Genomic DNA, 23,273 nt, shown 5'->3' with positions numbered 1-23,273 from the left:
TCGCAAGGAGAGCAATGCTGTCGCCAAACCATGATTTCCAGATTGCCGCTCCAAGGCTGCGCCACTTTGCCGAATTTCGCGTGCAGGTGGGGCCGGCGCAGGAGGTGGGCGAAACGACACGCGGCTTGCGGCGCGTGATTCCAATCGTTGGCGGCCAGGTGCAGGCAGAGGACTGGTCGGCGCGTGTGCTTCCGGGCGGGGCCGACTTTCAGCTGCTGGTCAGCGAGGAAGTGGCCGAGCTGGACGCGCGCTATGTCATCGAAACCGACGGCGGCGACCTGATCTATGTGAGCAACCAGGCCTTGCGCACCGGGCCGGCCGAGCTGATGCAGCGCCTGCGCCGCGGCGAGACGGTCGATCCCTCGGCGATCTACTTTCGCTGTGCGCCCCGCTTTGAAACGGCCTCCAAGCGTTTTGCCTGGCTGGGGCAGCGCCTGTTCGTGGGCGCGGGAGCGCGCTTTCCGGAGCAGGTCGTCATGCGGTTTTTCGAAGTGCTGTGAAACAGCATCGCAACAAGGAGACAAAACATGAAAGTACTGCAAGCCCAGAACCTGCCCGGACCCGTTTCTGCACGGGCCTGGCGACGTCGGCTGATGGCCCTGGCGCTGCTGGCTGGCGGCGGCGCAGCCGTAGGAGTCGCGCAGGCCCAGACGGCTTATCCGAGCAAGACGGTGCGCATGATTGTGGGCTTTGCGGCGGGCACGGGACCCGATGTAGTGGCACGGCTGCTGGCACAAAAGCTCTCTGAAGCCTGGGGTGGCGTGGGCGTGGTGGTGGACAACAAGCCCGGTGCCGCCGGCCTGATCGCGGCCAGTGAGGCCGCGCGTGCGCCTGCCGACGGCTACACCATCATGCTGGCCGAGACCGGCCAGCTCAGTATCGCGCCCAATACCTATCAACGGCTCGCCTACCAACCGCGCAAGGATTTTGCTCCCGTCAGCCAGGTGGTGAGTTCCGACTTCGTGCTGCTGGTCAATCCCGAAAAGGTCAAGGCGCGCAATGTCAGGGACTTCGTGGCCTGGACCCGGCAGCAAAACGGCCTGTTCATGGCCACTTTCGGAGCGGGAACGCCGGGGCATTTCGGGGCTTATATGTTTGGCGATGCCGTGCAGTCCAAACCCGAGGTGGTGCACTACAAGAGCACTTCGGATGCCTTGAGCGGCATTTTCAGCGGCGATGTGCAGGGGGTGTTCGCTTCCTCCGGCATGGCGATCCCGCAGGTGCGCGCCGGCAAGCTGGTGGCCCTGGGAAGCACGGGCAGCGCGCGTGTGGAGCAACTGCCCGAGTTGCCGACCATGAAGGAGCAGGGCTTTGGCAACCTGGAGTTCAGCTCCTGGTTCGGCATCGTGGCGCCAGCCAGGACACCTGCGGAAGTGGTGAGCAAGCTCAATGCCGATCTGCTCAAGGTCCTGCAATCGGGCGACGGCAAGGCGCGGCTCCAGGAGGCCGGCTTCAGAGTCACGGGCACCAGCGCGCAGCAGTTTGCCGACATCATTGCTGCCGATACCGTCAAATGGGGCAAGGCGGTGGCAGCGACGGGTTTCAAGGCGGATTGAGCGGACCGGCGCGCGCCGCGGCCGAGTCCGGCTCGAGGCGCGCGAAGGTCGATCCGTTCAGAACCTTTCCCAGGGCATCAGATAGCGCCACTGACCCTCGGGCACCTTGGCCAGCGAGACGCGGCCAAGGCGCAGCCGGCGCATGCTGACCACCGTCAGGCCGATGGCGGAGCACATCTTCTCGATCTCTTCGGGCGCAATGCCCTTGAGAGCGAAGCGCAGATGGTTTTCGCTTTGCCAGCTGACATGGCAGGGGGGCATGCGGCGATGGCCGTTGCCGCCGGGAATGGGAAGACCTTCGTACAGGATCTCCAGGCCATCCTCAATGATCTGGCCCTCCACGCCGACGATGATTTCCTGCTCCAGCCACATGCCTTCCTCGGTCAGCTTGCGTGCCACGCGCTTGTCCTGCGTGTAGACGATGAGGCCGCTGGCAGGCAGGGGAATCGTCAGAAACGACTCCAGATTCTTGAAGTGATGATCCAGCACCAGCTGGGGCATGGGCGTATCCAGCTTGGCCTTGGTGTCCTCGCTCAGCAGCGAATGCGCGCTGCGCACGCGGCCATAGGCCGGGCCCTGGGTCATGCCCGCAGGCTTGTTCATCAGGATGGTGACGGGCGGAATGGCTTCAGGCTTGGCATCCTTGCGCAGGATCACTACCTGGTCGGGGCGCACGCGGGTTTCGGGCACTTGCACCACTTTGCCGTCCACCTGGACATTGCCCGCGACGATATGGAGCTCGGCTTCGCGGCGCGAGCATTGTTCTTGCTCCGCCACGCGTTTGGCCAGGCGGATGCTTTCTTGTTCAGGCAGGGATTCAGACATGGCGAGAGCTTAATGCTCCGGCCATGTCCTAGTTGTCCACAGGTCTAGCGCGGCGGTTACGGCGCGCTATCTGCCAAGGCAGAGCTTTTGAATGCGCTCCACATGCGCCAGCAGCGATTGCTGGGCCACAGGCCACAGGGCTTGCGGTGTGTCGGCGTAGGCAATCGCAACCCAGTCCTGAATGCTGCCGTCCGGCTTGGTGCGCATGGCTTGGTGCACCTTGGCCTCGCGTGCCAGGCGGTGGGCCTTGAGGCGGGTGATCTGATGTCGCGCAAAGCCCAGCACATAGCCATGGGCGGGCAGGATGTAGCGAATGTCGTGCTCCAGGCACATGGAGTGGAGCCTGTCCAGCGAATCGAGGTAATCGATCATATTGCCGTCCGGCGGGCTGATGACGGTGGTGCTGCCATTGAGGATGTGATCGCCGCTGAATAGCAGCGCGTCCTCCTCCAGCAGAAAGCACAGGTGGTTGGTCGCGTGGCCGGGCGTGAAGATGGCTTGCAGCGTATGCGTGATCTCGCCTTCTGCCCCTTGTCCGGCAAGCGTGATGCGCTCTCCGTCCCGTAGCGTCACCTCGGGTCTAAAGCGACTGTTGGCACGCGCTGTGGGCGCCGACGGCAGGCCCATGATGGGAGGCCTGGCATGGCCGGAGAGCAGGACCATGGCCTGCAGCGGCGCGGCGCCCGGCGAGTGATCGGGGTGGGAATGGGTGCAGACGATGTAGCGGATATCGCCGCCGGCGGCATCGTGCAGGCGCTGCAGATGTTCGGCATCGTCCGGGCCGGGGTCGATGGCGATATAGCCAGTATGCGCATCGCCGACCAGATAGCTGTTGGTGCCGGGGCCGGTCATCATGCCGGAGTTGGGGGCCGTCAGGCGCAGCAGGTTCTTGCGCAGCGGCACGGCTTTTTCAGGCTGCCAGTCCAGATGGTGAATGCCGTGGCCGTCGGGCAGCACCATTTCCAGTTCGCCATAGGCCATATCGGTTTCGGTATGGCGTGTGTCTTTGCCTTTCAGGTGGCCGCCACGGGGGCAGGCCTGCCACAGCGGCTTCTCGCTTAGCAGGGCATTGATCACGGCCTGGGTATCGGGCTGGTGAGCGATGCGCTGCAATGTACGCTGGGTGGGAAAGAGGATGAACAGCTTTTTCTCTTCAAAGCGCGCAATCGCATCCTGCGGAGAAATCCAGGTGGGCTCGAACTGCTCGGTTTCGTCGGCCACCGCCGTCTGGCCTTCGGGCATGCGGGCTACAAAGAACGGCACGTTAAAGCGCTTGGGCAGGTCCAGTGGTGCGGTCCAGTGGGCCAGATACCAGAGCTGGTCCACGGCCAGCGTCCAGCCGCGCGCGCGGCATTGCTCATACAGCGATGCCTTGCGGTCCAGTTGCTGAACCTGGGCCGGTGGAACGGGTTGGCCGGCCTGGTCATAGGCCAGCAGGATGCCCAGTTCCTCAAAAGTCTCGCGAATGCCTGCCAGAGCCTGGGTAATGCGTTCATGTCCCGCCTCGGCGATCATGCTGGGGCGCACGCGCGCCAGCGCATGACTGGCTGGGGCTGCATCTTCATCTTCCTGGCCGCCGCCGGGGAAAACATAGGCATTGGCAAAGATGCCTTGATCTGCACGCCTTGTCATCAGCACTTCAAAACCATTGCCATCGGCGCAGTCGCGCAGCAACAAAAGCGTGGAAGCATCGCGCGCGGGAACTGGCGCGCGCTGGGGCTGAAGCAACTGGCTGGGGCGGGGCTGGCTGGGTGATGTCATGAGGTCACATTATGCGAAGTCGCCGCGTTCGTGAATGTCACACCTGGACTAGTTGTGCACTCCTGCTGCGCGAATCGGGGAAAGCACTGAGAGCAAACGGCCGAGGATGTCTTGCATTTAGTTATTTTAAATAACAATAATGATGCAAAAGGAATGGTTATGACTCATAAAGAAATTGCAGTTGAGTTCCGTGGCGAAGCCGAACAGGTTGCCGTCATTCGCCTGATGCGTGCCGCCAAGCGCAACGCCTTGTCCGATGGGCTGGTGCTGGGTCTGCGCGATGTGTTCATGAATCTGCCCGCCAGCGTGCGCGCTGCAGTGGTGGATGGCGATGGACCGCATTTCTGCGCCGGCCTGGATCTGAGCGAGCTCAGCGAACGCGATGCGGCCCAGGGCGTTCTGCACTCACGCATGTGGCATGAGGCGCTGCGCCAGGTGCAGTTCGGCGCGGTGCCCGTTGTCGCCGCCCTGCATGGTGCCGTGGTGGGGGGCGGCCTGGAGCTGGCCAGCGCCTGCCATATCCGTGTGGCCGACAGCAGTACCTTCTATGCCTTGCCCGAAGGTTCGCGCGGCATTTTCGTCGGCGGTGGCGGCTCGGTGCGCATCCCGCGCCTGATCGGAGCCGCACGCATGGCCGACATGATGTTCACGGGCCGTGTGTACAAGGCCGAAGAGGGTGAGCGCATTGGACTGTCGCAATATCTGGTGCCCGAAGGACATGCATTGGACAAGGCCGTGGAGCTGGCGCTGCGCATTGCCGAAAACGCCCCCATGACCAATTACGCCCTGATGCACGCGTTGCCCAGGATTGCCGATCAGCCCGCCGATCAGGGGCTGATGACAGAAGCTCTGATGGCTGCCGTGGCGCAGAGCGCGCCAGAAGCCAAGTTCCGTTTGCAGGAGTTTCTGTCCGGGCGGGCCGCCAAGGTCAGCAAGGACTGAAAGCACTCTCAAGAAACAACGCTGTGGAGACAAAGACAATGCAGGAGACAAACACAGCCATGCAGGCCCTCGGCCAGGTGGTAGAGGGGGGTAGGCCTCGCTACCGTGAGCTGGAGTTCGGCGTGCGCAGCATCCAGGTCAGGGAGGCAGGCGACGGCACTTTCTACGTGCGCTCCGACCGGGAGCTGGCAGAGCACGCAGCACGCATGACTGACAGGCTGGTGCACTGGGCGCAGACCACGCCGCAGCAGACCTTCATTGCCCAGCGGCAACGACTGGCCGACGGCAGCACCGGTGATTGGCAACGCATCGACTATGCCCAGACGCTGGCAGCGGCGCGCAGCATTGCGCAGTCCTTGCTGGACAGAAAGCTCTCGGCAGAGCGTCCCGTCATCATCCTCAGCGAGAACGATCTCGACCATGCCATGCTGGCCATGGGTTGCCTGTATGCAGGCGTGCCCTATTGCTCGGTTTCCACGGCCTATTCACTGGTCAGCACCGATTACGCCAAGCTGCGCCATGTGGTCGATACGCTCACGCCAGGCCTGATCTTTGCTGCCGATGCGGCGCGTTATGACAAGGCGGTACGCGCCGTGCTGCCCGAGGGCTGTGAGGTGGTTTACCGCAAGCCGGCCGTCGATGCCCGGACCTGCACCTTGTTTGCCGACCTGCTGGCAACCGAGCCTACAGCTGCGGTGGATGCCGCCATGCAGGCCACCGGGCCCGACACCATCACCAAGTTCCTGTTCACCTCGGGATCGACCAAGCTGCCCAAGGCCGTGATCAACACCCATGGAATGTGGTGCGCCAACCAGCAGCAGATTGCCCAGACCATGCCCGATATGGTCAAAGGCCCGCCCGTGCTGGTGGACTGGCTGCCCTGGAATCACACTTTCGGAGGCAACAAGAACATCGGCCTCGCGCTCTATCACGGCGGCACTGTCTATATCGACGAGGGCAAGCCTACGGCGGCGGGCATTGCCGAGACGCTGCGCAATCTGCGCGAGATCTCTCCCACCGTTTACTTCAACGTACCCACGGGATTCGAATACATCGCCCGTGCCATGGAGAGCGATGCGCAGTTGCGCAGCAGCCTGCTCAAGCGCGTCAAGATGTTCTTCTACGCCGGAGCCTCTCTGGCGCAGCCCGTCTGGGATAGCCTGCACCGCACGCAGGAGGCCGAGTGCGGCGAGCGCATCGTGATGGGAACGGGCCTGGGCATGACCGAGTCCTCGCCATCGGCCCTGTTCATCAACCGTCCCGACGTGCGCTCGGGAGACCTGGGCGTACCGGTGCCGGGTCTGGAGCTCAAGCTGGCGCCTGTGGATGGCAAGTTGGAGGTGCGCTACCGCGGGCCGAACGTCACGCCCGGCTACTGGCGTGCGCCCGAAGCCACGGCAGAGGCGTTTGACGAGGACGGATTTTTCCGCACCGGAGACGCCGTGCAGTGGCGCGACCCGCAGGATCGCAACCAGGGTCTGCGCTTTGACGGCCGCATTGCCGAAGACTTCAAGCTGGCCACGGGCACATTCGTCAACGTGGGGCCGCTGCGGGCCAGGATCATCCATGCCGGCGCGCCCTATATCCAGGATGTGGTGTTGACCGGCCTGGATCGCAAGGAGGTCGGTGCCATCATTTTCGGGACCCCGGCCTGTGCGGCCTTAAGCGGCCTGGACGCGGGGGCGACGCTGGAGCAGATCATGCACAGCCAACCCGTGCAGCAGCATCTGCAGACGGTTCTGAACCAGCTGGCGCAGACGGCCACCGGCAGTGCCACTCGCATTGCGCGGGCAGTGGCGGCGATCAGGCCGCCCTCGCTGGACCTGGGCGAAGTCACGGACAAGGGCTCCATCAACCAGCGTGCCGTGCTCCAGCATCGCGCCGATGTGGTGGCAGGCCTCTATGACGAAACGCTGGCCCTGATCCTGAAGCCCAATCTCTGAGCCAGAACAGGCTTGAGCCCAATGACAGAAAGCGCAAGCAGCTTTTAAAAGGATAGTGATATGCAAGTTCAGGATCAGATTGCCATCGTCACCGGAGGAGCCTCGGGCCTTGGCGAAGCTACGGCGCGTGCGCTGGCTGCCGCAGGCGCCAGGGTTGCAGTGCTGGATCGCCAGCTCGACAAGGCCAAGGTGGTGGCTGCCGAGATCGGCGGACTGGCGCTGGAGTGCGATATCTGCGATGCGGCCAGCGTCACGGCCGCGCTGGATGCCGTTCGCGAGCAATGGGGCGGCGATGCGCGCATTCTCATGAATGTGGCCGGCATCGGCACGGCCAAGCGCGTGATCGGCCGCGATGGCGAGCCCGCACCGCTGGAAGACTTTGAGCGAGTGATTCGCGTCAACCTTGTCGGCAGCTACAACATGACGCGGCTGTTTGCCGCACGCTGCGCCAAGCTGGCGGCGCTGGAGGATGGCGCGCGCGGCGTGATTCTTTACACCGCCTCGGTGGCAGCCTTCGATGGCCAGGTGGGACAGCAGGCTTACAGCGCATCCAAGGGCGGCCTGGTCGGCATGACGCTGCCCATGGCGCGTGATCTGGCACAGCACGGCATTCGTGTCTGCACCGTGGCGCCAGGCTTGTTCGCCACACCGTTGATGAAGGAGCTGCCCGAGCCCGTGCAGCAGTCGCTGGCGGCATCCATTCCCTTTCCTTCGCGCCTGGGCAAGCCTTCCGAGTTTGCCGATCTGGCCGTGCATATCGTGCACAACGATCATCTCAATGGCGAGGTGATTCGCCTGGATGGCGCGCTGCGCATGGCTCCGCGCTGAGGCAGGGCGGGCTGGCGACAGCCCGCTGGTTTGCTATCGAGACGTGTATTGATTCCACAGGACCGAAGAGTCCGTATTTCAAGCAGGAGACAAGTCATGCAAGGTCGTCGCAATTTCGTCAAAGGCCTGGGCGCTGGTGCAGCGCTGGCCGCATTCGGTGGTATCAGCCGCAGCGCCTATGCCCAGGGCGGTGGCCCGCTGGAGCAGGTGCGCATTCTTTATGGCTTTCCCGCAGGCAGTGCTGGTGACTCGGTTGCCCGCCGCGTGGCCGAAAAAATGGGCGGCAGCAGCTACTCCAAGAACATGGGCGTGGTGGAAAACAAGCCCGGTGCCGGCGGCCGCATCGCACTGGAGAATCTGCGCAATGCCGTGGGGGACGGCTCGGTGATTGCACTGTCCCAGGTCTCGGCCTTCTCCATCTACCCGCACATCTACAGCAAGCTGAGCTATCAGGCCAAGGATTTCGAGCCGATTTCGATTGGAGCCATCATGCACCACGGTCTGGCTGTCGGCCCTGCCGTGCCGGCCGAGGTGAAGACGCTCAAGGATTTTCTGGCCTGGTGCAAGAACAACCCCGACAAGGCCAGCTTCGGCAGCCCCGGTGCCGGCAGTCAGCCGCATCTGCTGGGGGCGCTGCTGAGTCTGCGCTCCGGCGTCAGGCTCAGCCATGCGCCATATCGCGGCATGGCACCCGGCGTCTCGGACGTCGTGGGCGGTCAGATCGCGGCCATCATGGGCACGTGCGGCGACTATCTGAGCTACTACAAGGCCGGCAAGCTGCGCGTGCTGGCCACCAGCGGCCCGCAGCGCAACCCCTATCTGCCCAATGTCCCCACCTTTGCCGAGCAGGGCTTTGCCGATCTGACGGCCGAAGAGTGGTTTGGCTTCTATGCCAATGCCAGGACACCGGTCGACGTGCGTGCACGCGCCCATGCGGCCATCACGGCAGCGCTCAAGAGCGAGGCACTCAAGGAAAGCCTGGGTGTGGTCGGCCTGATTGCCACCAGCTCCACGCCCGAGGAAATGGCCCGTTCGCAGCAGGCCGAGTTCGAGCGCTGGGGTCCGCTGGTCAAGCAGATCGGTTTTACGGGCGATTCCTGATGACCCCTCGGTATCGAATAGCATTCGGGTCGGGATTTTTCAGACAGGCTCAAGCCTGCACATAGCGATCGAACAATAGAGGAGACAAACATGCAAGATCGTCGCAATTTCGTCAAAGGCCTGGGCGCTGGAGCCGCCCTGGCCGCATTCGGCGGCATCGCCGGCCGTAGCGCCTATGCCCAGGGCAGCGGGCCACTGGAGCAGGTGCGCATCCTTTACGGCTTTCCCGCAGGCAGTGCCGGTGACTCGGTGGCCCGCCGTGTGGCGGAAAAGATCGGCGGCACCAGCTACTCCAAGAACATGGGCGTGGTGGAGAACAAGCCTGGTGCCGGCGGCCGCATCGCACTGGAGAATCTGCGCAATTCCGTGGGCGACGGCTCGGTCATCGTGCTGTCCCAGGTTTCGGCCTTCTCCATCTACCCGCATATCTATAGCAAGCTGACCTATCAGGCCAAGGATTTCGAGCCAATTTCGATTGGAGCCATCATGCACCATGGGCTGGCTGTCGGCCCTGCCGTGCCGGCCGAGGTCAAGACCCTCAAGGATTTTCTGGCCTGGTGCAAGAACAACCCCGACAAGGCCAGCTTCGGCAGCCCCGGTGCGGGCACCCAGCCGCATCTGATCGGCTCCCTGCTCAGCCTGCGTTCGGGCATCAAGCTCAGCCATGTGCCTTACCGCGGCACGGCGCCTGCGGTGTCCGACCTGGCTGGTGGTCAGATTGCAGCCGTGATGGGCCCCAGCGGCGACTTCCTGAGCTACTACAAGGCCGGCAAGCTGCGCGTGCTGGCCACCAGCGGCCCGCAGCGCAACCCCTATCTGCCCAATGTCCCTACCTTTGCCGAGCAGGGCTTTGCCGATTTGACGGCCGAAGAGTGGTTTGGCTTCTATGCCAATGCCAAGACGCCTGCCGATGTGCGTGCACGCGCCCATGCGGCCATCACGGCGGCGCTCAAGAGCGACGCGCTCAAGGAAAGCGTGGGTGTGGTCGGCCTGATTGCCACCAGTTCCACGCCTGAGGAGATGGCCCGTTCGCAGCAGTCCGAATTTGAGCGATGGGGACCGCTGGTCAAGCAGATTGGCTTTACTGCGGATACTTGAGACCCCCTGAACGGCTGCGCCGTTTCCCCCTGAGGGGGACGGCGCCATCGCCGCGAGGCGGCTCTTGCTGGGCGCCTCTGACTATAGGGTTGCGCTTCTTGCATAGCCCGCGTTTTGGTTGAGTTTTTGCTGCAAACGCAGCCGGTTTTGTATGTCCTATTTGCCCCTCAGTGCCGATAACGCGTTTCTTCTATTTGATGTGCTCAAGGCCGATGAGCAATTGCAGCGCCTGCCGGCGCATGCGGCAACGGACCGGGGGCTGATGCAGCAGGTGCTGGAGGAGGCCGGCAAATGGGTGGGCGAGGTGGTGGCGCCGCTGTCGCGCGAAGGCGATGAGGTCGGCGTGCAGTTTGCAGCGGGCAAGGTCACCACGCCGCCTGGATTTGCCCAGGCATATCAGGACTTCTGGCAGGCCGGCTGGCCTGCACTGGCCTGTGCCGAGGAGGATGGCGGCCAGGGGCTGCCCTGGGTGCTGGAAGGCGTGCTGTACGAATGGCTGAGTGCCGCCAACCATGGCTGGACCATGGCGCCGGGCTTGCTGCATGGTGCTTATGAGTGCCTCAAGCACCATGGCAGCGATGCGCTCAAGGCCGCCTATCTGCCCAAGGTTGCCAGCGGTGAATGGCTGGCGACCATGTGTCTGACGGAGGCCCATGCGGGCAGCGACCTGGGGCAGGTGCGCACGCAAGCCGTTCCGGTTGGCGAATCCGAGCAGGGCGAGCGCTTCGAGATCAGCGGCAGCAAGATTTTCATTTCGGGCGGCGAGCATGATCTGACCGATAACATCGTGCATCTGGTACTGGCGCGTCTGCCCGGGGCTCCGGCAGGGCCCAAGGGCCTGTCGCTGTTTCTCGTGCCCAAGCTGCTGCCAGGCGGCGAGCGCAACCGCGTGGTCTGTGAGCGCATCGAGGAAAAAATGGGCCTGCATGGCAGCCCCACCTGCGTGATGCGCTTTGATGGGGCTGCAGGCTGGTTGATAGGCCAGCCCGGAGCGGGCCTGAACGCCATGTTCATCATGATGAATGCCGCGCGCCTGCATGTGGCGCTGCAGGGCATAGGCCTGCTGGACGCGGCATGGCAGAGGGCCCATGCCTATGCGCTGGAGCGCCGTCAGATGCGAGCGCCAGGGGCGGTGCCGGCCTCGCGTGGCGCAGGCGATGCAGCAGATCTGATCATCGAGCATCCGGCCATTCGCCGCACGCTCGATCTGCAGCGTGCCTGGGTGGATGGGGGGCGTGTGCTCGCCTACCAGACCGGTATTTATCTCGATGTGGCGCGACATGCCGAAAGCGCCCGCGAGCGCGAGCAGGCCCAGAAGTGGTGCAGCCTGATCACGCCCGTGCTCAAGGCCGCCTGGACCCAGCAGGCGTTCGAGGGCTCAAGCGCCTGCCTGCAGGTGTTCGGCGGCCATGGCTACATCCGCGAGTGGGGCATAGAGCAGATCGTGCGTGATTCGCGCGTGGCCATGATTTACGAAGGCACGAATGAAATTCAGGCCATCGATCTGCTGGTGCGCAAGGTGCTGCCGGACGGTGGTCAGGCCATGGGGCAATGGCTGCTGACTTTGCGCAACAGCCTGGATGCAGGTCGGGCGCTGGATGCAGAAGTGCTGCGCTGCCTGGCCCAGCTGCGCTACTTCACCAAGGTGCTGGCGCAGGCCTGCAAGGAAGATGACACCCTGGCCTGGCGCGTGGCCGACGACTATCTGCGCTGCGTGGCCGTGGTGCTGCTGGGCTGGGCGTGGGCACGTGTTGCGGCCACAGCGGGGGGCGATAGTGAGCGCTGGCGAGGCCCCTGCAAGCAGGTGCAGCAGCGCATATTGCCCGAAATGGACTGGCGTCTGACTCTGATGAAGGCGCAGTGGGCGCAGGCTTCCGTCGTACACGGCAACCAGCTGTTCACCTCTGCGCATTGATCAAAATGGCTGCAAGATGCGAGCAATACCGGCACAATTGCGGTCTTTTCATCGCGCTCCTGGATTGCTCTTTTGCCTTCGAAGTTGACATCGCCAATGCTCGCTCACAAGACTGCTGAACCAGACTCCAAACCTGCACGCTCTTTGCGCGGCACGCGCTCCAGAGAAGCTGGCTTGGATCTCCCAGGCTCGGGGCAGGAGCCCAGGGACAGTGCCGAGGTTTTTGCCGTCGATCAGGTCGATGCCAGCTTTCTGGAGTCCCTGCTGGGCTACAACGCCAGGCGCGCCTCGCTGGCTCTGGTGGGTGTTTTCATGCGCTGCATGGAGCGTTTTGACCTCAAGATCGTCGAATTCTCCGTGCTGTCTCTGGTGGGCAGCAATCCGGGTATCACCTCGCGCCAGCTCTGTCAGCAACTGGCCGTGCTGCCGCCGAATATGGTGGGCATGATCGATGCGCTGGGCAAACGCGGCTTTCTGGAACGGCGTCCGCACCCGCGAGACGGCCGCGCCACGGGTCTGTACCTGACCGGGGCAGGGCGCGAACTGGTGGATACGGCCGAGCCCGAGCTCAAGAGCAGCGAGACCCGTGCCATCGGGCATCTGAGTGCTGCCGAGCAGGTGCAGCTCATGGAGTTGTTGCAAAAGCTGTATCGCTGATCCCATGGCATGGCGCAGATCCTGCGCCCGGCGCGATAATGTGCGGCATCATGCAGATTCGCTTTACCAAGATGCAAGGTGCGGGCAACGACTTTGTCGTGCTCGACGAAACCCAGGCTCGCCTGGGCTTGAGCACCGCCCAGTACCGCTACCTGGCCAATCGTCACTTTGGCGTGGGCGCCGACCAGATCCTGACGGTGCGCCCGGCACCCGCAGAGGGCGTGGACTTTGAATATGTCATCCACAACGCCGACGGTGGCGAGGTCGAGCAGTGCGGAAACGGCGCACGCTGTTTTGCGCGCTATGTGCATGACAAGGGTCTGACCAACAAGAGCGTGATCCGCGTACAGACCCTCTCGGGCGTCATCGCCCCCGAAATTCATGGCAATGGCCGCGTCACGGTCGATATGGGTGCGCCTCAGCTGGATCCGTCCAAGGTGCCGTTCACGACCGACGGTCTGCAGGCCGAGACTCTGGGCTCGACGCAAAAATGGCCTCTGACGCTTGATACGCCTTTGCAGCCGGCTACAGTCTGGATAGCAGCCGTTTCCATGGGCAATCCGCATGCGGTGCAGCTGGTGGACGATGTGAATGCCGCTTTGGTGGAGTTGCATGGCCCGTTGATCGAGAACCATGCCCGTTTTCCTCAGCGTGTGAACGCCGGCTTCATGCAGATACTCAACCGCGGTGAGGTCCGCTTGCGTGTCTATGAACGTGGTGCCGGCGAGACCCTGGCCTGCGGTACGGGGGCTTGTGCCGCCGTGGTGGCCGGCATTGGCTGGGGCCTGCTCGACCAGCGCGTCGATGTGCATACCCGCGGCGGTCTGCTGACCATTGAATGGACTGGCGGTGCGCACGATCGCGTGCGCATGACCGGCCCTGCCGAATTTGTTTTTGAAGGCCAGATCGACATACCTGATACCTTATGAACAGCTTGACCGATACCGCCATGACCGAAGAGTCGATTGCCGACTACCTCCAGGAAAACCCCGATTTCTTCGAGCGCCATGCCGAGATGCTGACAGGCGTGCGTTTGATCAGCGGCCATGGCCCACGTGCCGTCAGCCTGCAGGAACGTCAGGCCGAGATGCTGCGCGAAAAGATCAAGGGTCTGGAGCATCGCATCATGGACATGGTGCGCCATGGCAGCGAGAACGCTTCCATCGCCAACAAGATTCATCAGTGGACCCATGCCCTGGTCAGGGTGCAGGACCTGCGCGAGCTGCCCCATGCGCTCACCGCCAGCCTGCAGCACACGTTTGATGTCCCCCAGGTCGCACTGCGTCTGTGGAATGTGGCGGGTGCGCACAGCGGCACCGTCTACACCATGGGAGTGAGCGATGATGCCAAGGCCTTTGCTTCGTCGCTGACCATGCCGTTCTGCGGCCCCAATATGGGCTTCGAACCCGTGACCTGGCTGCCCAACCCCAATGCGGTGCAGTCGGTCGCGCTGCTGACCCTGCATGACGGTGCCATGGACAGCACTTCCAACGCCTTTGGCATGCTGGTGCTGGGATCGCCCGACCCGCTGCGCTTCGATGCCACCATGGGTCTTGAATTCCTTTCACGCATCTCCGAGCTGGCCAGTGCCTCGCTCTCGCGCATGCGCGCTCCTGCGCTGACGCTGGCGCACGGCTGAGGCTGCAAAAGGGGGTAGATACCGATGCAAGAGCGCGAGCAGCCCTCTTTTGAGGAGCAGTACGCGCAGCTTCCGGAAGTTGTCCACAGTTATCTGGAGCATGTGCGTGTGCAAAAGCGCCTGGCCGAGCGCACGCATACGCTGTATGCGCTGGACCTGATCAAGCTGCAGAGCTTTGCACAGGCGGCAGCTCAGGAGCTTTTGACACTGCAACCCTCGCATATTCGCCGCTTTGCTGCGCAAATGCATGGCGCCGGCCGCAGTGCACGCGGTATCGCACTGATTCTTTCGGGCTGGCGCAGCTTTTTCCGCTGGGCGGCCCAGCGGGAGCTGGTGCCTTTCAACCCCGTGGAGGGCGTGCGCGGCCCCAAAGCTGCCAAGCCTCTTCCCAAGGCACTGGCTGTGGACGATGCCGTGCAACTGGCCAGTTTTCAGAACCCCGAAGCTGATCCATGGATGGAGGCGCGTGACGTCGCCATGACCGAGCTGCTCTACAGCTGTGGCCTGCGTGTGGCCGAACTGGTGGGGCTGGATCTACGGCCCGACCAGCAGAGCCGGCATGAAGGCAGAGGCTGGATTGATCTGGAGGCGGGTGACGCCCATGTTCAGGGCAAGGGCAGCAAGCGCCGCATTGTGCCCGTGGGGCGCATGGCGATCGAGGCCTTGCAGCGCTGGCTGGCGCTGCGCAGCAGCGCGCTGGTCGGGACCGCACAGCTCAAGGCACAAGATGAAGCGGCCTTGTTCGTCGGCCGCCGGGGCGAGCGGCTCGCCGCCCAGTCGGTCTGGTCACGTCTCAAGCAGCGAGGCCAGCAGGCGGGGCTTGCGACTGGCGTGCACCCGCATGTGCTGCGTCACTCCTTTGCCAGTCATATGCTGCAGTCCAGTGGCGATCTGCGTGCCGTGCAGGAGCTGCTCGGGCATTCCAGCATTGCCACCACGCAGATATATACGCGGCTGGATTTCCAGCATCTGGCCCAGGCTTATGAAAAAGCCCACCCGCGTGCGCAGCGCAGCAGCGTCGGAGAGACGCCCGCTCCATTGCGCGTGCCGGACGACGAAGAGCAAAACTGAAGAGTCCTGATTTGATAGCTTGAAGTGATTGTTGAGTATGTGATGGAGGTGATTTTTTGCTGAAATTTCTGCCATCCCTGCTGCCCATGCGCGCTTGAAAGCACCGCTACACTCCCCAGCTGTTATCACCGGAGCGCGCATAGGGATGCGCCGCCCGTGTTTTTTGGACAGCCGCATGTGGCGGCTGGCCGCAGCAAGAGGTTTCAACGCATGGCTCTCATTCCTGTCACCATCCTCACGGGCTTTCTGGGCTCGGGCAAGACCACGCTGCTCAAGCGCGTGCTGCACGAATCCCACGGCATGAAGATTGCCGTGATCGAGAACGAGTTCGGCGAGGAGAACATCGACACCGACATTCTCAAGACCGAATCCAAAGAACAGATCCTGCAGATGAGCAACGGCTGCATCTGCTGCACCATCCGCGAAGACCTGCGTGAGGCTTTGCAGTTGCTGGCCGCCAAGCGCCGCAAGGGGCAGGTGGACTTCGACCGCATCGTGATCGAGACCACCGGCCTGGCCGATCCCGGTCCCGTGGCCCAGACCTTCTTCATGGATGACGAGATCGCCGAGACCTACCTGATCGACTCCATCATCACTCTGGTGGATGCCAAGCATGCCAATCAGCAACTCGACGATCGCCAGGAAGCGCGCCGTCAGGTGGGCTTTGCCGACCAGATGTTCCTGTCCAAGACCGATCTGGTGACGGATGCGGAAAAGGAGGCGCTGATCCACCGCCTCAAGCACATGAACCCGCGCGCGCCCATCCGTGCCGTTCATTTTGGCGATGTGCCCCTGAGCGAAGTGTTCGACCTGCGTGGCTTCAACCTGAACGCCAAGCTGGACATCGACCCTGATTTCCTCAAGGAAGATGATCACGACCACGATCATCACGACCACAGCGCTTGCGACCATGACCATGGCCAATGCGAACACGATCATGAACACCAGCACGACGAGCATTGCGGCCACGACCACCATGACCACGAGCATGGCGAGCACTGCAATCACCCGCATCACCATCATCACGACGATGACGTGAAGAGCTTTGTCTACCGCGCCGATCGCGCGTTCGACCCGGCCAAGCTGGAAGACTTCCTGGGCGCCATCGTCAATATCTACGGCCCCAAGATGCTGCGCTACAAGGGCGTGCTCGACATGAAGGGCACCAGCCGCAAGGTCATCTTCCAGGGCGTGCACCAACTCATGGGCAGCGATCTGGGCCCCGAGTGGGAAGTCGATGAAAAGCGAGTCAGCAAAATGGTCTTCATCGGCATCGACCTGCCGCAGGACATTCTTCGCCAGGGACTGGATCAATGTTTGGTGTAAACCCTGGGTTTGGGGGCTGTTTCGGCGAAAGCTAACGGTTTGCTGACAATGACTGACGGCCTGCCAAGCAGGCCGTTTTGTTTGTCTGTTATTTCTCGCAAACTGACCGAAACAGGCGCAGGCTTTGTTGCAAATTGTGGGGTATGTGCAACGGAGCCGGGCTGGGGGGACTGGCGTGGCTACAATGCCGGCCCTAAAGAGGGTGTTGGAGCAATCCGGCCCTGCAAGGGCTCTGTACTGTAAGGAGACAGGACGTGACCGCTGTGAAAAGTAATCTGCCCAAGGCTGCAGCCAAAGCTGCGGCAGCGGCTGTGCACCCCCGCAGCGTCGAGACCTCTTTGGTGGACGCCGCGTTGAACAACCCGGTGCTGGTACCTGCAGCAGCGGGAGAATCTTCCAAATCGTCCAGATCCAAGCGTTCTGCATCGCCTCCAGCGCGGCAGCCTGAAACAGATGTTCCGTCCTTGGCAGCTTCGGCAGTCAAGGCTGCGGCAACCATGAGAGATACGAAAGCAATGACCAACACAAAGCAAGCTGTGCCCAAGAAAGATCCCAAGCTGGCCAACGCCTGGAAGACCAAGTCGGTAGAGGAGCTGACCGATGCTGAAGTGCTGGCCATGTCTGATGACGATTACATGAACGACGCCCAGTTGGCCTACTTCCGTCGCAAGCTGGTCGCGCTCAAGAACGATATGCATGTGAACGCGGGTGAGACTGCAGAAAACCTGCGTGAAGACACCGTCGTGGTGCCCGATCCTGCTGATCGTGCCACCATCGAGGAAGAGCACGCTCTCGAGCTGCGCACCCGTGACCGCGAGCGCAAGCTGCTCAAGAAGATCGACCAGTCCATTGCCCGCATTGATGCCGGCGACTACGGCTACTGCGACGAAACCGGCGAGCCCATCGGGGTGGGACGGCTGCTGGCTCGCCCCACGGCTACACTGTCGCTGGAAGCCCAGCAGCGCCGTGAACTCAAGCAGAAGATGTACGGCGATTGATCTGCGTCAGGCGTTGGCGGGGCTGCAGGCAGCAAAGTAGAGGACCATGGTGAAAGAAGAAAACAAGTCGGGAGGGTTGCTGTCCAAGGTGGTGCGTTTCGTGCGCCACCCGACCGTGAATTGGTCCGATTTGGAGAATCTGAACCAGGAAAGCGAAGAAAGCCAGTACAGCAAGCAGGCGCTAAAGGAGATGCTGGAGCGCAAGCGCCAGAACGACTTTGTGCGAAAGCGCGAGTTTGACCAGCTGCGCAAGCTGCGTCAGGCTCAGCTGTCCAAGACGGCGGTGACTGCCAGGGCTCCGCTCGAGACGCCGACCCCACTGGCACCTTCCTCTTTTTTGCAGACTGCCCAAAGTTCCGTGCCGGGCGAGCGCGCAGAAACCATCAAGAAGATCGACGAGATCGAAGCGCAGATGGCCCAGCAATGGTGGCGCGGCAAGCTGGCCGCTGATGCCGCCACCATGCCGCTGCAACTGCCCGAGGGCGGAGGCAGCATGCCTTCGGTATTTAAAAGCCAGCCGCTTTCGATCAGCACGTTGCCGCTGCTTCAGGATGTGTTGCCAGGCGATCTGGAGCTGCCGCAATCGGGGCGGCAGGGCAATCCTGTTGCTTTGCCGGGCCTGCGTGGCGAGACAGACTTTTCACCAGCGTTTGCCACGACCGAGGTCTCCGCTCCAACCGATATCAACATGGTTCCGCCGTCCTTTGCGCGCTTCGAGCATGATGCCGCGCTGGAGGATGCTGCGATTGTCTTTGCCAGCGGTGACAGCGTCGCAGCCGAGACCAGCCTCAAGGCCTTGATTGCCGAGCGTGCTCAGGATACGCCGGCGCAGTTGCAGGTCTGGCTGGCACTGCTGGACATGTACCGCGCAGCAGGCATGCAGGCTCAGTTTGAAGACGCTGCCATGGACTTTGTGGCGCGCTTCGGTCGTTCGGCACCGCAATGGTTTGTGATGCCGCAGCAGGCGGGCAGGCTTAGCGAAACCGCGCCGGATGCCGCAGCAGTGCAGACCGGTTTTCGCTGGCAGGCTCCTGTGCATTTGGATGAGCCTGGCTTCAAGGCGCTGCTGGCCAGCAAGGCGCGCAGCGTCGGCAGCTCGGTCATGGACTGGAGCGTTCTGGAGAGCCTCGACCCCGGCGTGAAGAAGCCGCTGCTGGATGCGGCACATCGATGGGCCGACGAAAAGGGATCACTGGTTTTTGCCGGTCATGAAAGATTGCAGGCCGTGCTCAGCAAGCACACCCCTTCCGGTGATCGAGCCGTCGATCAGGACTGGTGGTATTTGCGTCTGGCCATGCAGCGCCTGATGCATCTGCAGGACGAATTTGAGCTGACGGCGCTGGACTATTGCGTGACCTACGAGCTGTCGCCACCCTCGTGGGACGATCCGGTCTGTGCGTATTCGAATGAAGGGCAGGCGCAGAACCTGCGTGCCAAGGATAGCCGGCTCTTGGGGCCGGAGACGATTCAGCCCGGCATGCTCTGGAAGGAGCATCAGCCGCGTTTTGCTCTGCAAGGCGTGATCGACGGCGATGCATTGCCCTGGCTGGCCGAGGTTCAGGAAAAGGCCAAGCTTGGCGAAGCCATCGCCATTGACTGTGCGCGCCTGGTGCGCATGGACTTTGCTGCCGCAGGCTCGGTGCTGAACTGGGCTGCGCAGATGCAGGAGCTGGGTCATGTGTTGCAGTTCAGTCAGTTGCACCAGTTGCTGGCGGTGTTCTTCAATGTTGTTGGCATTCAGGAACATGCACAGGTGATCCCAAGGAGGGACTAGCTCCCTGAGAGGCTATGCCGCCTTCCCCCAAGAGACCGCGTCTCCGGCTGGAATCGGGCCGTTTGAGGCCTTGTCCACAGCAAGCGCTGCAAATTTAATTTTTCTGGGCCTCTTGAGGTCGATCTTGTCTGTCCCCATCTGCTCCAGATGGAACAGTTTCACGGCACCACCATTTTGAGCGTGCGCCGCCAGACTCCCGAGGGCGTGCAAGTCGCCATCGGCGGTGATGGTCAGGTCACATTGGGCAATATCGTCATCAAGGGCACGGCGCGCAAGGTGCGCAAGCTCTATCACGGCAAGGTGCTGGCGGGCTTTGCGGGGGCAACCGCAGATGCCTTCACGCTGTTCGAGCGCTTCGAGGCCAAGCTGGAAAAACACCAGGGCAACCTGACCCGCGCCGCGATCGAGCTGACCAAGGAGTGGCGTACCGACCGCGTGCTGCGCAAGCTTGAAGCCATGCTGGCCGTGGCCGATGCGACTACCTCGCTCATCATTACCGGCAATGGCGACGTTCTGGAGCCCGAGCAGGGCATTGTGGCCATCGGCTCCGGCGGCGCCTATGCGCATTCCGCAGCCAAGGCCTTGCTCAACAACACCGAGCTGTCGGCCGAAGATGTGGTGCGCAAATCCCTGGCGATTGCCGGCGAGCTGTGCATCTACACCAATATGAATCACACGATCGAGACGCTGTAAGCACTCGTCTATCCGAATTGATAGCTGCTGGCGCTTTATGGATGGGCGCTAGGGGCATATTTGACTGAGAATTCACATGTCTTCTGCCATGACTCCCCAGGAGATCGTCTCCGAGCTTGACAAGCACATCGTCGGCCAGCATGGTGCCAAGCGCGCGGTGTCGATTGCATTGCGCAATCGCTGGCGCCGTCAGCAGGTGCCCGAGGGCCTGCGCCAGGAAATCACACCGAAGAACATTCTGATGATCGGCCCCACGGGCGTGGGCAAGACGGAGATTGCCCGCCGTCTGGCAAAACTTGCCGATGCTCCCTTCATCAAGGTCGAGGCGACCAAGTTCACCGAAGTGGGCTATGTGGGCAAGGATGTGGACGCCATCATCCGCGATCTGGCTGAAGTTGCCGTCAAGCAGACGCGCGAGTCGGACATGAAGAAGATGCGTGCCCGCGCCGAAGATGCTGCCGAGGAGCGCATTCTCGATGTGCTGATCCCGCAGGCCCGCACCGGCGAAGTACCCGCGGACAACACGGCGCGTCAGGTTTTCCGCAAGAAGTTGCGCGAAGGTCAGCTTGACGACAAGGAGATCGAGATCGACATCGCCGAGCAGATGCCTCAGGTGCAGATCATGGGCCCCCAGGGCATGGAAGAGATGGCCGAGCAGCTGCGTGGCATGTTCAGCCATATGGGCCAGGAAAAGCGCAAGACGCGCAAGCTCAAGATCGCCGAGGCCCTGAAGCTGCTGACCGATGAGGAAGCAGCAAAGATGGTCAATGAGGAAGACGTCAAGACCCGCGCCATTGCCAATGCCGAGCAAAACGGCATTGTCTTCATCGACGAAATCGACAAGGTGGCGACGCGCCAGGAAACCAGTGGCTCCGATGTATCGCGTCAGGGTGTGCAGCGCGACCTGCTGCCCTTGGTCGAAGGTACCAGCGTCTCGACCAAGTACGGCGTGGTCAAGACAGACCACATTCTGTTCATCGCCTCGGGTGCTTTCCACCTGTCCAAGCCCAGCGATCTGATTCCCGAGCTGCAGGGGCGCTTTCCCATTCGCGTGGAACTGGAATCTCTGTCGGTACAGGACTTCGAGGCGATTCTGATGCAGACTCACGCCTCCCTGGTCAAGCAATATCAGGCGCTGCTGGCGACCGAAGGCGTGACTCTGGAGTTCAAGCCCGAGGGCATCACGCGTCTGGCAACGATTGCCTTTGACGTCAACGAGAGTACCGAAAACATCGGTGCACGGCGTCTGTCCACAGTGATGGAGCGTCTGCTTGACGAAGTCAGCTTCGATGCGGCCAAGCTTTCGGGTCAGACCGTGGTGATCGATGCAGCCTATGTGGATCAGCGCCTGCAGGTGCTGAGCAAGGATGAGGATCTGTCGCGCTTCATCCTTTGAAGAACCGAGCGCTTGAAGCGAGCTGCCCGCCTGTGCGGGCAGTTTGCGTTTGTAGGAGAAGGTCGAGACTTAAATCAGTTCTTTCCATTGAATTGAATGGTTGCAATTGACGCCTCCTAATGAGAGTCCACTTGCATTGACTTTGCTAAGTGCTTGTAAAGGAAAGGTATTTTCAGAATAAGGCTTTTCTTTTTCTCTCTAAGTGCTTGATTTCATTGCAAATAATTGTTCCTTCGGGTTTGGATTCACCTTAAATTGCTGATACAGTGCAAAAAAGTGCAATTAAGTGGTGAAAGCTGCCCTCGTGCCCATTTTTGGGGAACGAGCGGCTCCAGATGACCGGAGTAACTTGCCGTGTTTCAAGGGGCGTCTTCGCTGAATCTCGATGGAAAGGGGCGGCTCTCAGTGCCGACCCGGCATCGTGACGCCCTTTTGTCCTTGGCGGAGGGGCAGGTCACTTTCACCAAGCATCCCGATGGCTGTCTGTTGCTGTTTCCGCGCCCCGAGTGGCTGCAGTTTCGCGAACGCGTCGCGCAACTGCCGATCACGGCTCAGTGGTGGAAGCGGATTTTTCTGGGCAATGCCATGGATGCGGAGATGGATGCAACCGGTCGGCTGCTGATTTCGCCCGAGTTGCGTGAGGCCACAGGTCTGACCAAAGAGGTCTTGATGCTGGGCATGGGGGCGCATTTCGAGGTCTGGGACAAGGCCACATATGAAATGCGCGAAGCGGAAGCGCGCCAGCAACCGATGCCGGCGGCTTTCCAGGATTTTGTTTTGTAGGAAGTGCTTGTGAATCAGCCGTTGCAACATATCACCGTCTTGCTGGACGAGGCCGTGGACGCCCTGCTGGGTGGTGCCGCCGAGCCGCCCGCTGGCCAGTGGGTCGATGCGACGTTCGGTCGAGGCGGTCATTCCCGGCTCATTTTGCAAAGGCTGGGGCCGGACGGGCGCTTGATCGCGTTCGACAAAGACCCGGACGCAATTGCTGAGGCGGCGCGCATCACCGATGCGCGTTTTTCGATTCGGCATGAAGGATTTCGCCATCTTGGCGAACTGCCCGAAGGCAGTGTGCAGGGGGTGTTGATGGACCTGGGGGTGAGCTCGCCCCAGATCGACAACCCGGACCGGGGCTTCAGCTTCCGCTTTGACGGCCCCCTCGACATGCGCATGGACACCACGCGTGGTCAGAGCGTGGCCGAGTGGCTCGAAGATGCGGAAGTGCAGCAGATTGCGGAGGTGATACGTGACTACGGCGAAGAACGGTTTGCTGGCCCCATTGCAAAGGCGATTGTTGCTCGGCGCGAAAGCCAGGGCCCATTACGCACCACTGCCGAGCTGGCCCAACTCGTGGCTGGCGCGGTCAAGACCCGCGAGGCTGGGCAAAACCCGGCAACACGGACCTTCCAGGCTCTTCGGATTTTCATCAATGCCGAACTTCAGGAGCTTGAGCAAGCGCTAGAAGCCAGTCTGCGCGTGCTGGCTCCCGGCGGCCGTCTGGCCGTGATCAGCTTCCATTCGCTGGAAGATCGCATCGTCAAGCAGTTCATTGCCAAGCATTCCAAGGAGGTCTACGACCGCCGTGCACCGTTTGCGCCTCCCACGCCCATGCGTCTGAAGGCGCTGGAGCGCATCAAGCCCAGTGCTGCCGAGGTGGATGCCAATCCTCGTTCGCGTTCCGCCGTGATGCGCGTCGCCGAGCGCACCGAGGTGCATGCATGATGCATCGCCATGCCGCTCCGAGCATGGC

Annotated in this window: 21 protein-coding genes; 19 read left to right on the top strand and 2 right to left on the bottom strand. The window is 62.0% G+C overall.

What is annotated here, in order from left to right; translation table 11 throughout:
• Positions 1 to 14: 14 nt before the first annotated feature.
• Both MPZ60_RS21675 and MPZ60_RS21670 read left to right on the top strand, forming a co-directional pair.
• The gene (locus MPZ60_RS21675) at positions 15 to 500 is read left to right on the top strand and encodes a DUF3237 domain-containing protein (RefSeq protein WP_034354376.1); all 486 of its coding nucleotides are present in this window, start codon (positions 15 to 17) and stop codon (positions 498 to 500) included.
• Positions 501 to 527: 27 nt separating this feature from the next.
• Positions 528 to 1,556 (top strand): tripartite tricarboxylate transporter substrate binding protein, encoded by a 1,029-nt coding sequence (locus MPZ60_RS21670; protein WP_187771827.1) that lies wholly within the window; start codon positions 528 to 530, stop codon positions 1,554 to 1,556.
• Between the two features lie 57 nt (positions 1,557 to 1,613).
• Here the strand turns inward: MPZ60_RS21670 and MPZ60_RS21665 are convergent, their stop codons facing one another.
• On the bottom strand, positions 1,614 to 2,381 hold the full coding sequence (locus MPZ60_RS21665; RefSeq protein ID WP_034354370.1) for a pseudouridine synthase: 768 nt from the start codon (positions 2,379 to 2,381) through the stop codon (positions 1,614 to 1,616).
• A 66-nt stretch (positions 2,382 to 2,447) separates the two neighbouring features.
• Positions 2,448 to 4,142, bottom strand: coding sequence for an MBL fold metallo-hydrolase (locus tag MPZ60_RS21660; protein ID WP_034354367.1), 1,695 nt, complete (start codon positions 4,140 to 4,142; stop codon positions 2,448 to 2,450).
• A gap of 159 nt (positions 4,143 to 4,301) precedes the next feature.
• Here MPZ60_RS21660 and MPZ60_RS21655 point away from each other — a divergent pair, with 159 nt between their 5' ends.
• The 17 genes from MPZ60_RS21655 to rsmH all read left to right on the top strand — a co-directional run bounded on the left by MPZ60_RS21655 (position 4,302) and on the right by rsmH (position 23,245).
• Entirely contained in the window at positions 4,302 to 5,084 is a 783-nt protein-coding gene (locus MPZ60_RS21655; RefSeq protein ID WP_003069038.1) for a crotonase/enoyl-CoA hydratase family protein, read from the top strand.
• A gap of 38 nt (positions 5,085 to 5,122) precedes the next feature.
• On the top strand, positions 5,123 to 7,027 hold the full coding sequence (locus tag MPZ60_RS21650; protein WP_034354364.1) for a feruloyl-CoA synthase: 1,905 nt from the start codon (positions 5,123 to 5,125) through the stop codon (positions 7,025 to 7,027).
• A gap of 60 nt (positions 7,028 to 7,087) precedes the next feature.
• On the top strand, positions 7,088 to 7,855 hold the full coding sequence (locus MPZ60_RS21645; RefSeq protein WP_003081161.1) for an SDR family NAD(P)-dependent oxidoreductase: 768 nt from the start codon (positions 7,088 to 7,090) through the stop codon (positions 7,853 to 7,855).
• A gap of 96 nt (positions 7,856 to 7,951) precedes the next feature.
• Positions 7,952 to 8,956: a Bug family tripartite tricarboxylate transporter substrate binding protein gene (locus tag MPZ60_RS21640; RefSeq protein WP_034354362.1), complete on the top strand. Its 1,005-nt coding sequence runs from the start codon at positions 7,952 to 7,954 to the stop codon at positions 8,954 to 8,956.
• Positions 8,957 to 9,046: 90 nt separating this feature from the next.
• Positions 9,047 to 10,054, top strand: a complete 1,008-nt coding sequence (locus MPZ60_RS21635) for a Bug family tripartite tricarboxylate transporter substrate binding protein (protein WP_034354360.1) — start codon at positions 9,047 to 9,049, stop codon at positions 10,052 to 10,054.
• 151 nt (positions 10,055 to 10,205) lie between these two features.
• Positions 10,206 to 11,969, top strand: coding sequence for an acyl-CoA dehydrogenase family protein (locus MPZ60_RS21630; RefSeq protein WP_034354358.1), 1,764 nt, complete (start codon positions 10,206 to 10,208; stop codon positions 11,967 to 11,969).
• 96 nt (positions 11,970 to 12,065) lie between these two features.
• Positions 12,066 to 12,626, top strand: a complete 561-nt coding sequence (locus tag MPZ60_RS21625; protein WP_034354357.1) for a MarR family winged helix-turn-helix transcriptional regulator — start codon at positions 12,066 to 12,068, stop codon at positions 12,624 to 12,626.
• Between the two features lie 50 nt (positions 12,627 to 12,676).
• Positions 12,677 to 13,555, top strand: a complete 879-nt coding sequence (dapF, locus tag MPZ60_RS21620; protein WP_034355269.1) for a diaminopimelate epimerase — start codon at positions 12,677 to 12,679, stop codon at positions 13,553 to 13,555.
• Positions 13,552 to 14,265 carry a DUF484 family protein gene (locus MPZ60_RS21615; protein ID WP_034354355.1) on the top strand — a complete coding sequence of 238 codons (714 nt, stop codon included), beginning with the start codon at positions 13,552 to 13,554 and terminating at the stop codon, positions 14,263 to 14,265. Before dapF ends, MPZ60_RS21615 begins: the two co-directional genes overlap by 4 nt.
• A 24-nt stretch (positions 14,266 to 14,289) precedes the next feature.
• Positions 14,290 to 15,336, top strand: a complete 1,047-nt coding sequence (locus MPZ60_RS21610; RefSeq protein ID WP_034354353.1) for a tyrosine recombinase XerC — start codon at positions 14,290 to 14,292, stop codon at positions 15,334 to 15,336.
• 210 nt (positions 15,337 to 15,546) lie between these two features.
• On the top strand, positions 15,547 to 16,662 hold the full coding sequence (locus tag MPZ60_RS21605; protein ID WP_034354351.1) for a GTP-binding protein: 1,116 nt from the start codon (positions 15,547 to 15,549) through the stop codon (positions 16,660 to 16,662).
• A 254-nt stretch (positions 16,663 to 16,916) separates the two neighbouring features.
• Entirely contained in the window at positions 16,917 to 17,660 is a 744-nt protein-coding gene (gene dksA, locus MPZ60_RS21600) for an RNA polymerase-binding protein DksA (RefSeq protein WP_187771826.1), read from the top strand.
• A 46-nt stretch (positions 17,661 to 17,706) separates the two neighbouring features.
• Positions 17,707 to 19,434, top strand: coding sequence for an STAS domain-containing protein (locus MPZ60_RS21595; RefSeq protein ID WP_034354349.1), 1,728 nt, complete (start codon positions 17,707 to 17,709; stop codon positions 19,432 to 19,434).
• Between the two features lie 147 nt (positions 19,435 to 19,581).
• Positions 19,582 to 20,127 (top strand): ATP-dependent protease subunit HslV, encoded by a 546-nt coding sequence (gene hslV / locus MPZ60_RS21590; protein ID WP_003051248.1) that lies wholly within the window; start codon positions 19,582 to 19,584, stop codon positions 20,125 to 20,127.
• A gap of 76 nt (positions 20,128 to 20,203) precedes the next feature.
• Positions 20,204 to 21,523 (top strand): ATP-dependent protease ATPase subunit HslU, encoded by a 1,320-nt coding sequence (hslU, locus tag MPZ60_RS21585; protein ID WP_003051251.1) that lies wholly within the window; start codon positions 20,204 to 20,206, stop codon positions 21,521 to 21,523.
• 354 nt (positions 21,524 to 21,877) lie between these two features.
• Positions 21,878 to 22,306: a division/cell wall cluster transcriptional repressor MraZ gene (gene mraZ, locus MPZ60_RS21580; RefSeq protein WP_003051254.1), complete on the top strand. Its 429-nt coding sequence runs from the start codon at positions 21,878 to 21,880 to the stop codon at positions 22,304 to 22,306.
• A gap of 9 nt (positions 22,307 to 22,315) precedes the next feature.
• Positions 22,316 to 23,245 (top strand): 16S rRNA (cytosine(1402)-N(4))-methyltransferase RsmH, encoded by a 930-nt coding sequence (gene rsmH / locus MPZ60_RS21575; protein ID WP_034354347.1) that lies wholly within the window; start codon positions 22,316 to 22,318, stop codon positions 23,243 to 23,245.
• The last annotated feature ends 28 nt before the right edge of the window (positions 23,246 to 23,273 follow it).

This window comes from Comamonas sp. 7D-2 (assembly GCF_022749555.1).
Taxonomy (GTDB): Bacteria; Pseudomonadota; Gammaproteobacteria; order Burkholderiales; family Burkholderiaceae_C; genus Comamonas; species Comamonas thiooxydans.
This window is presented reverse-complemented; position numbering and strand designations above follow the sequence as displayed.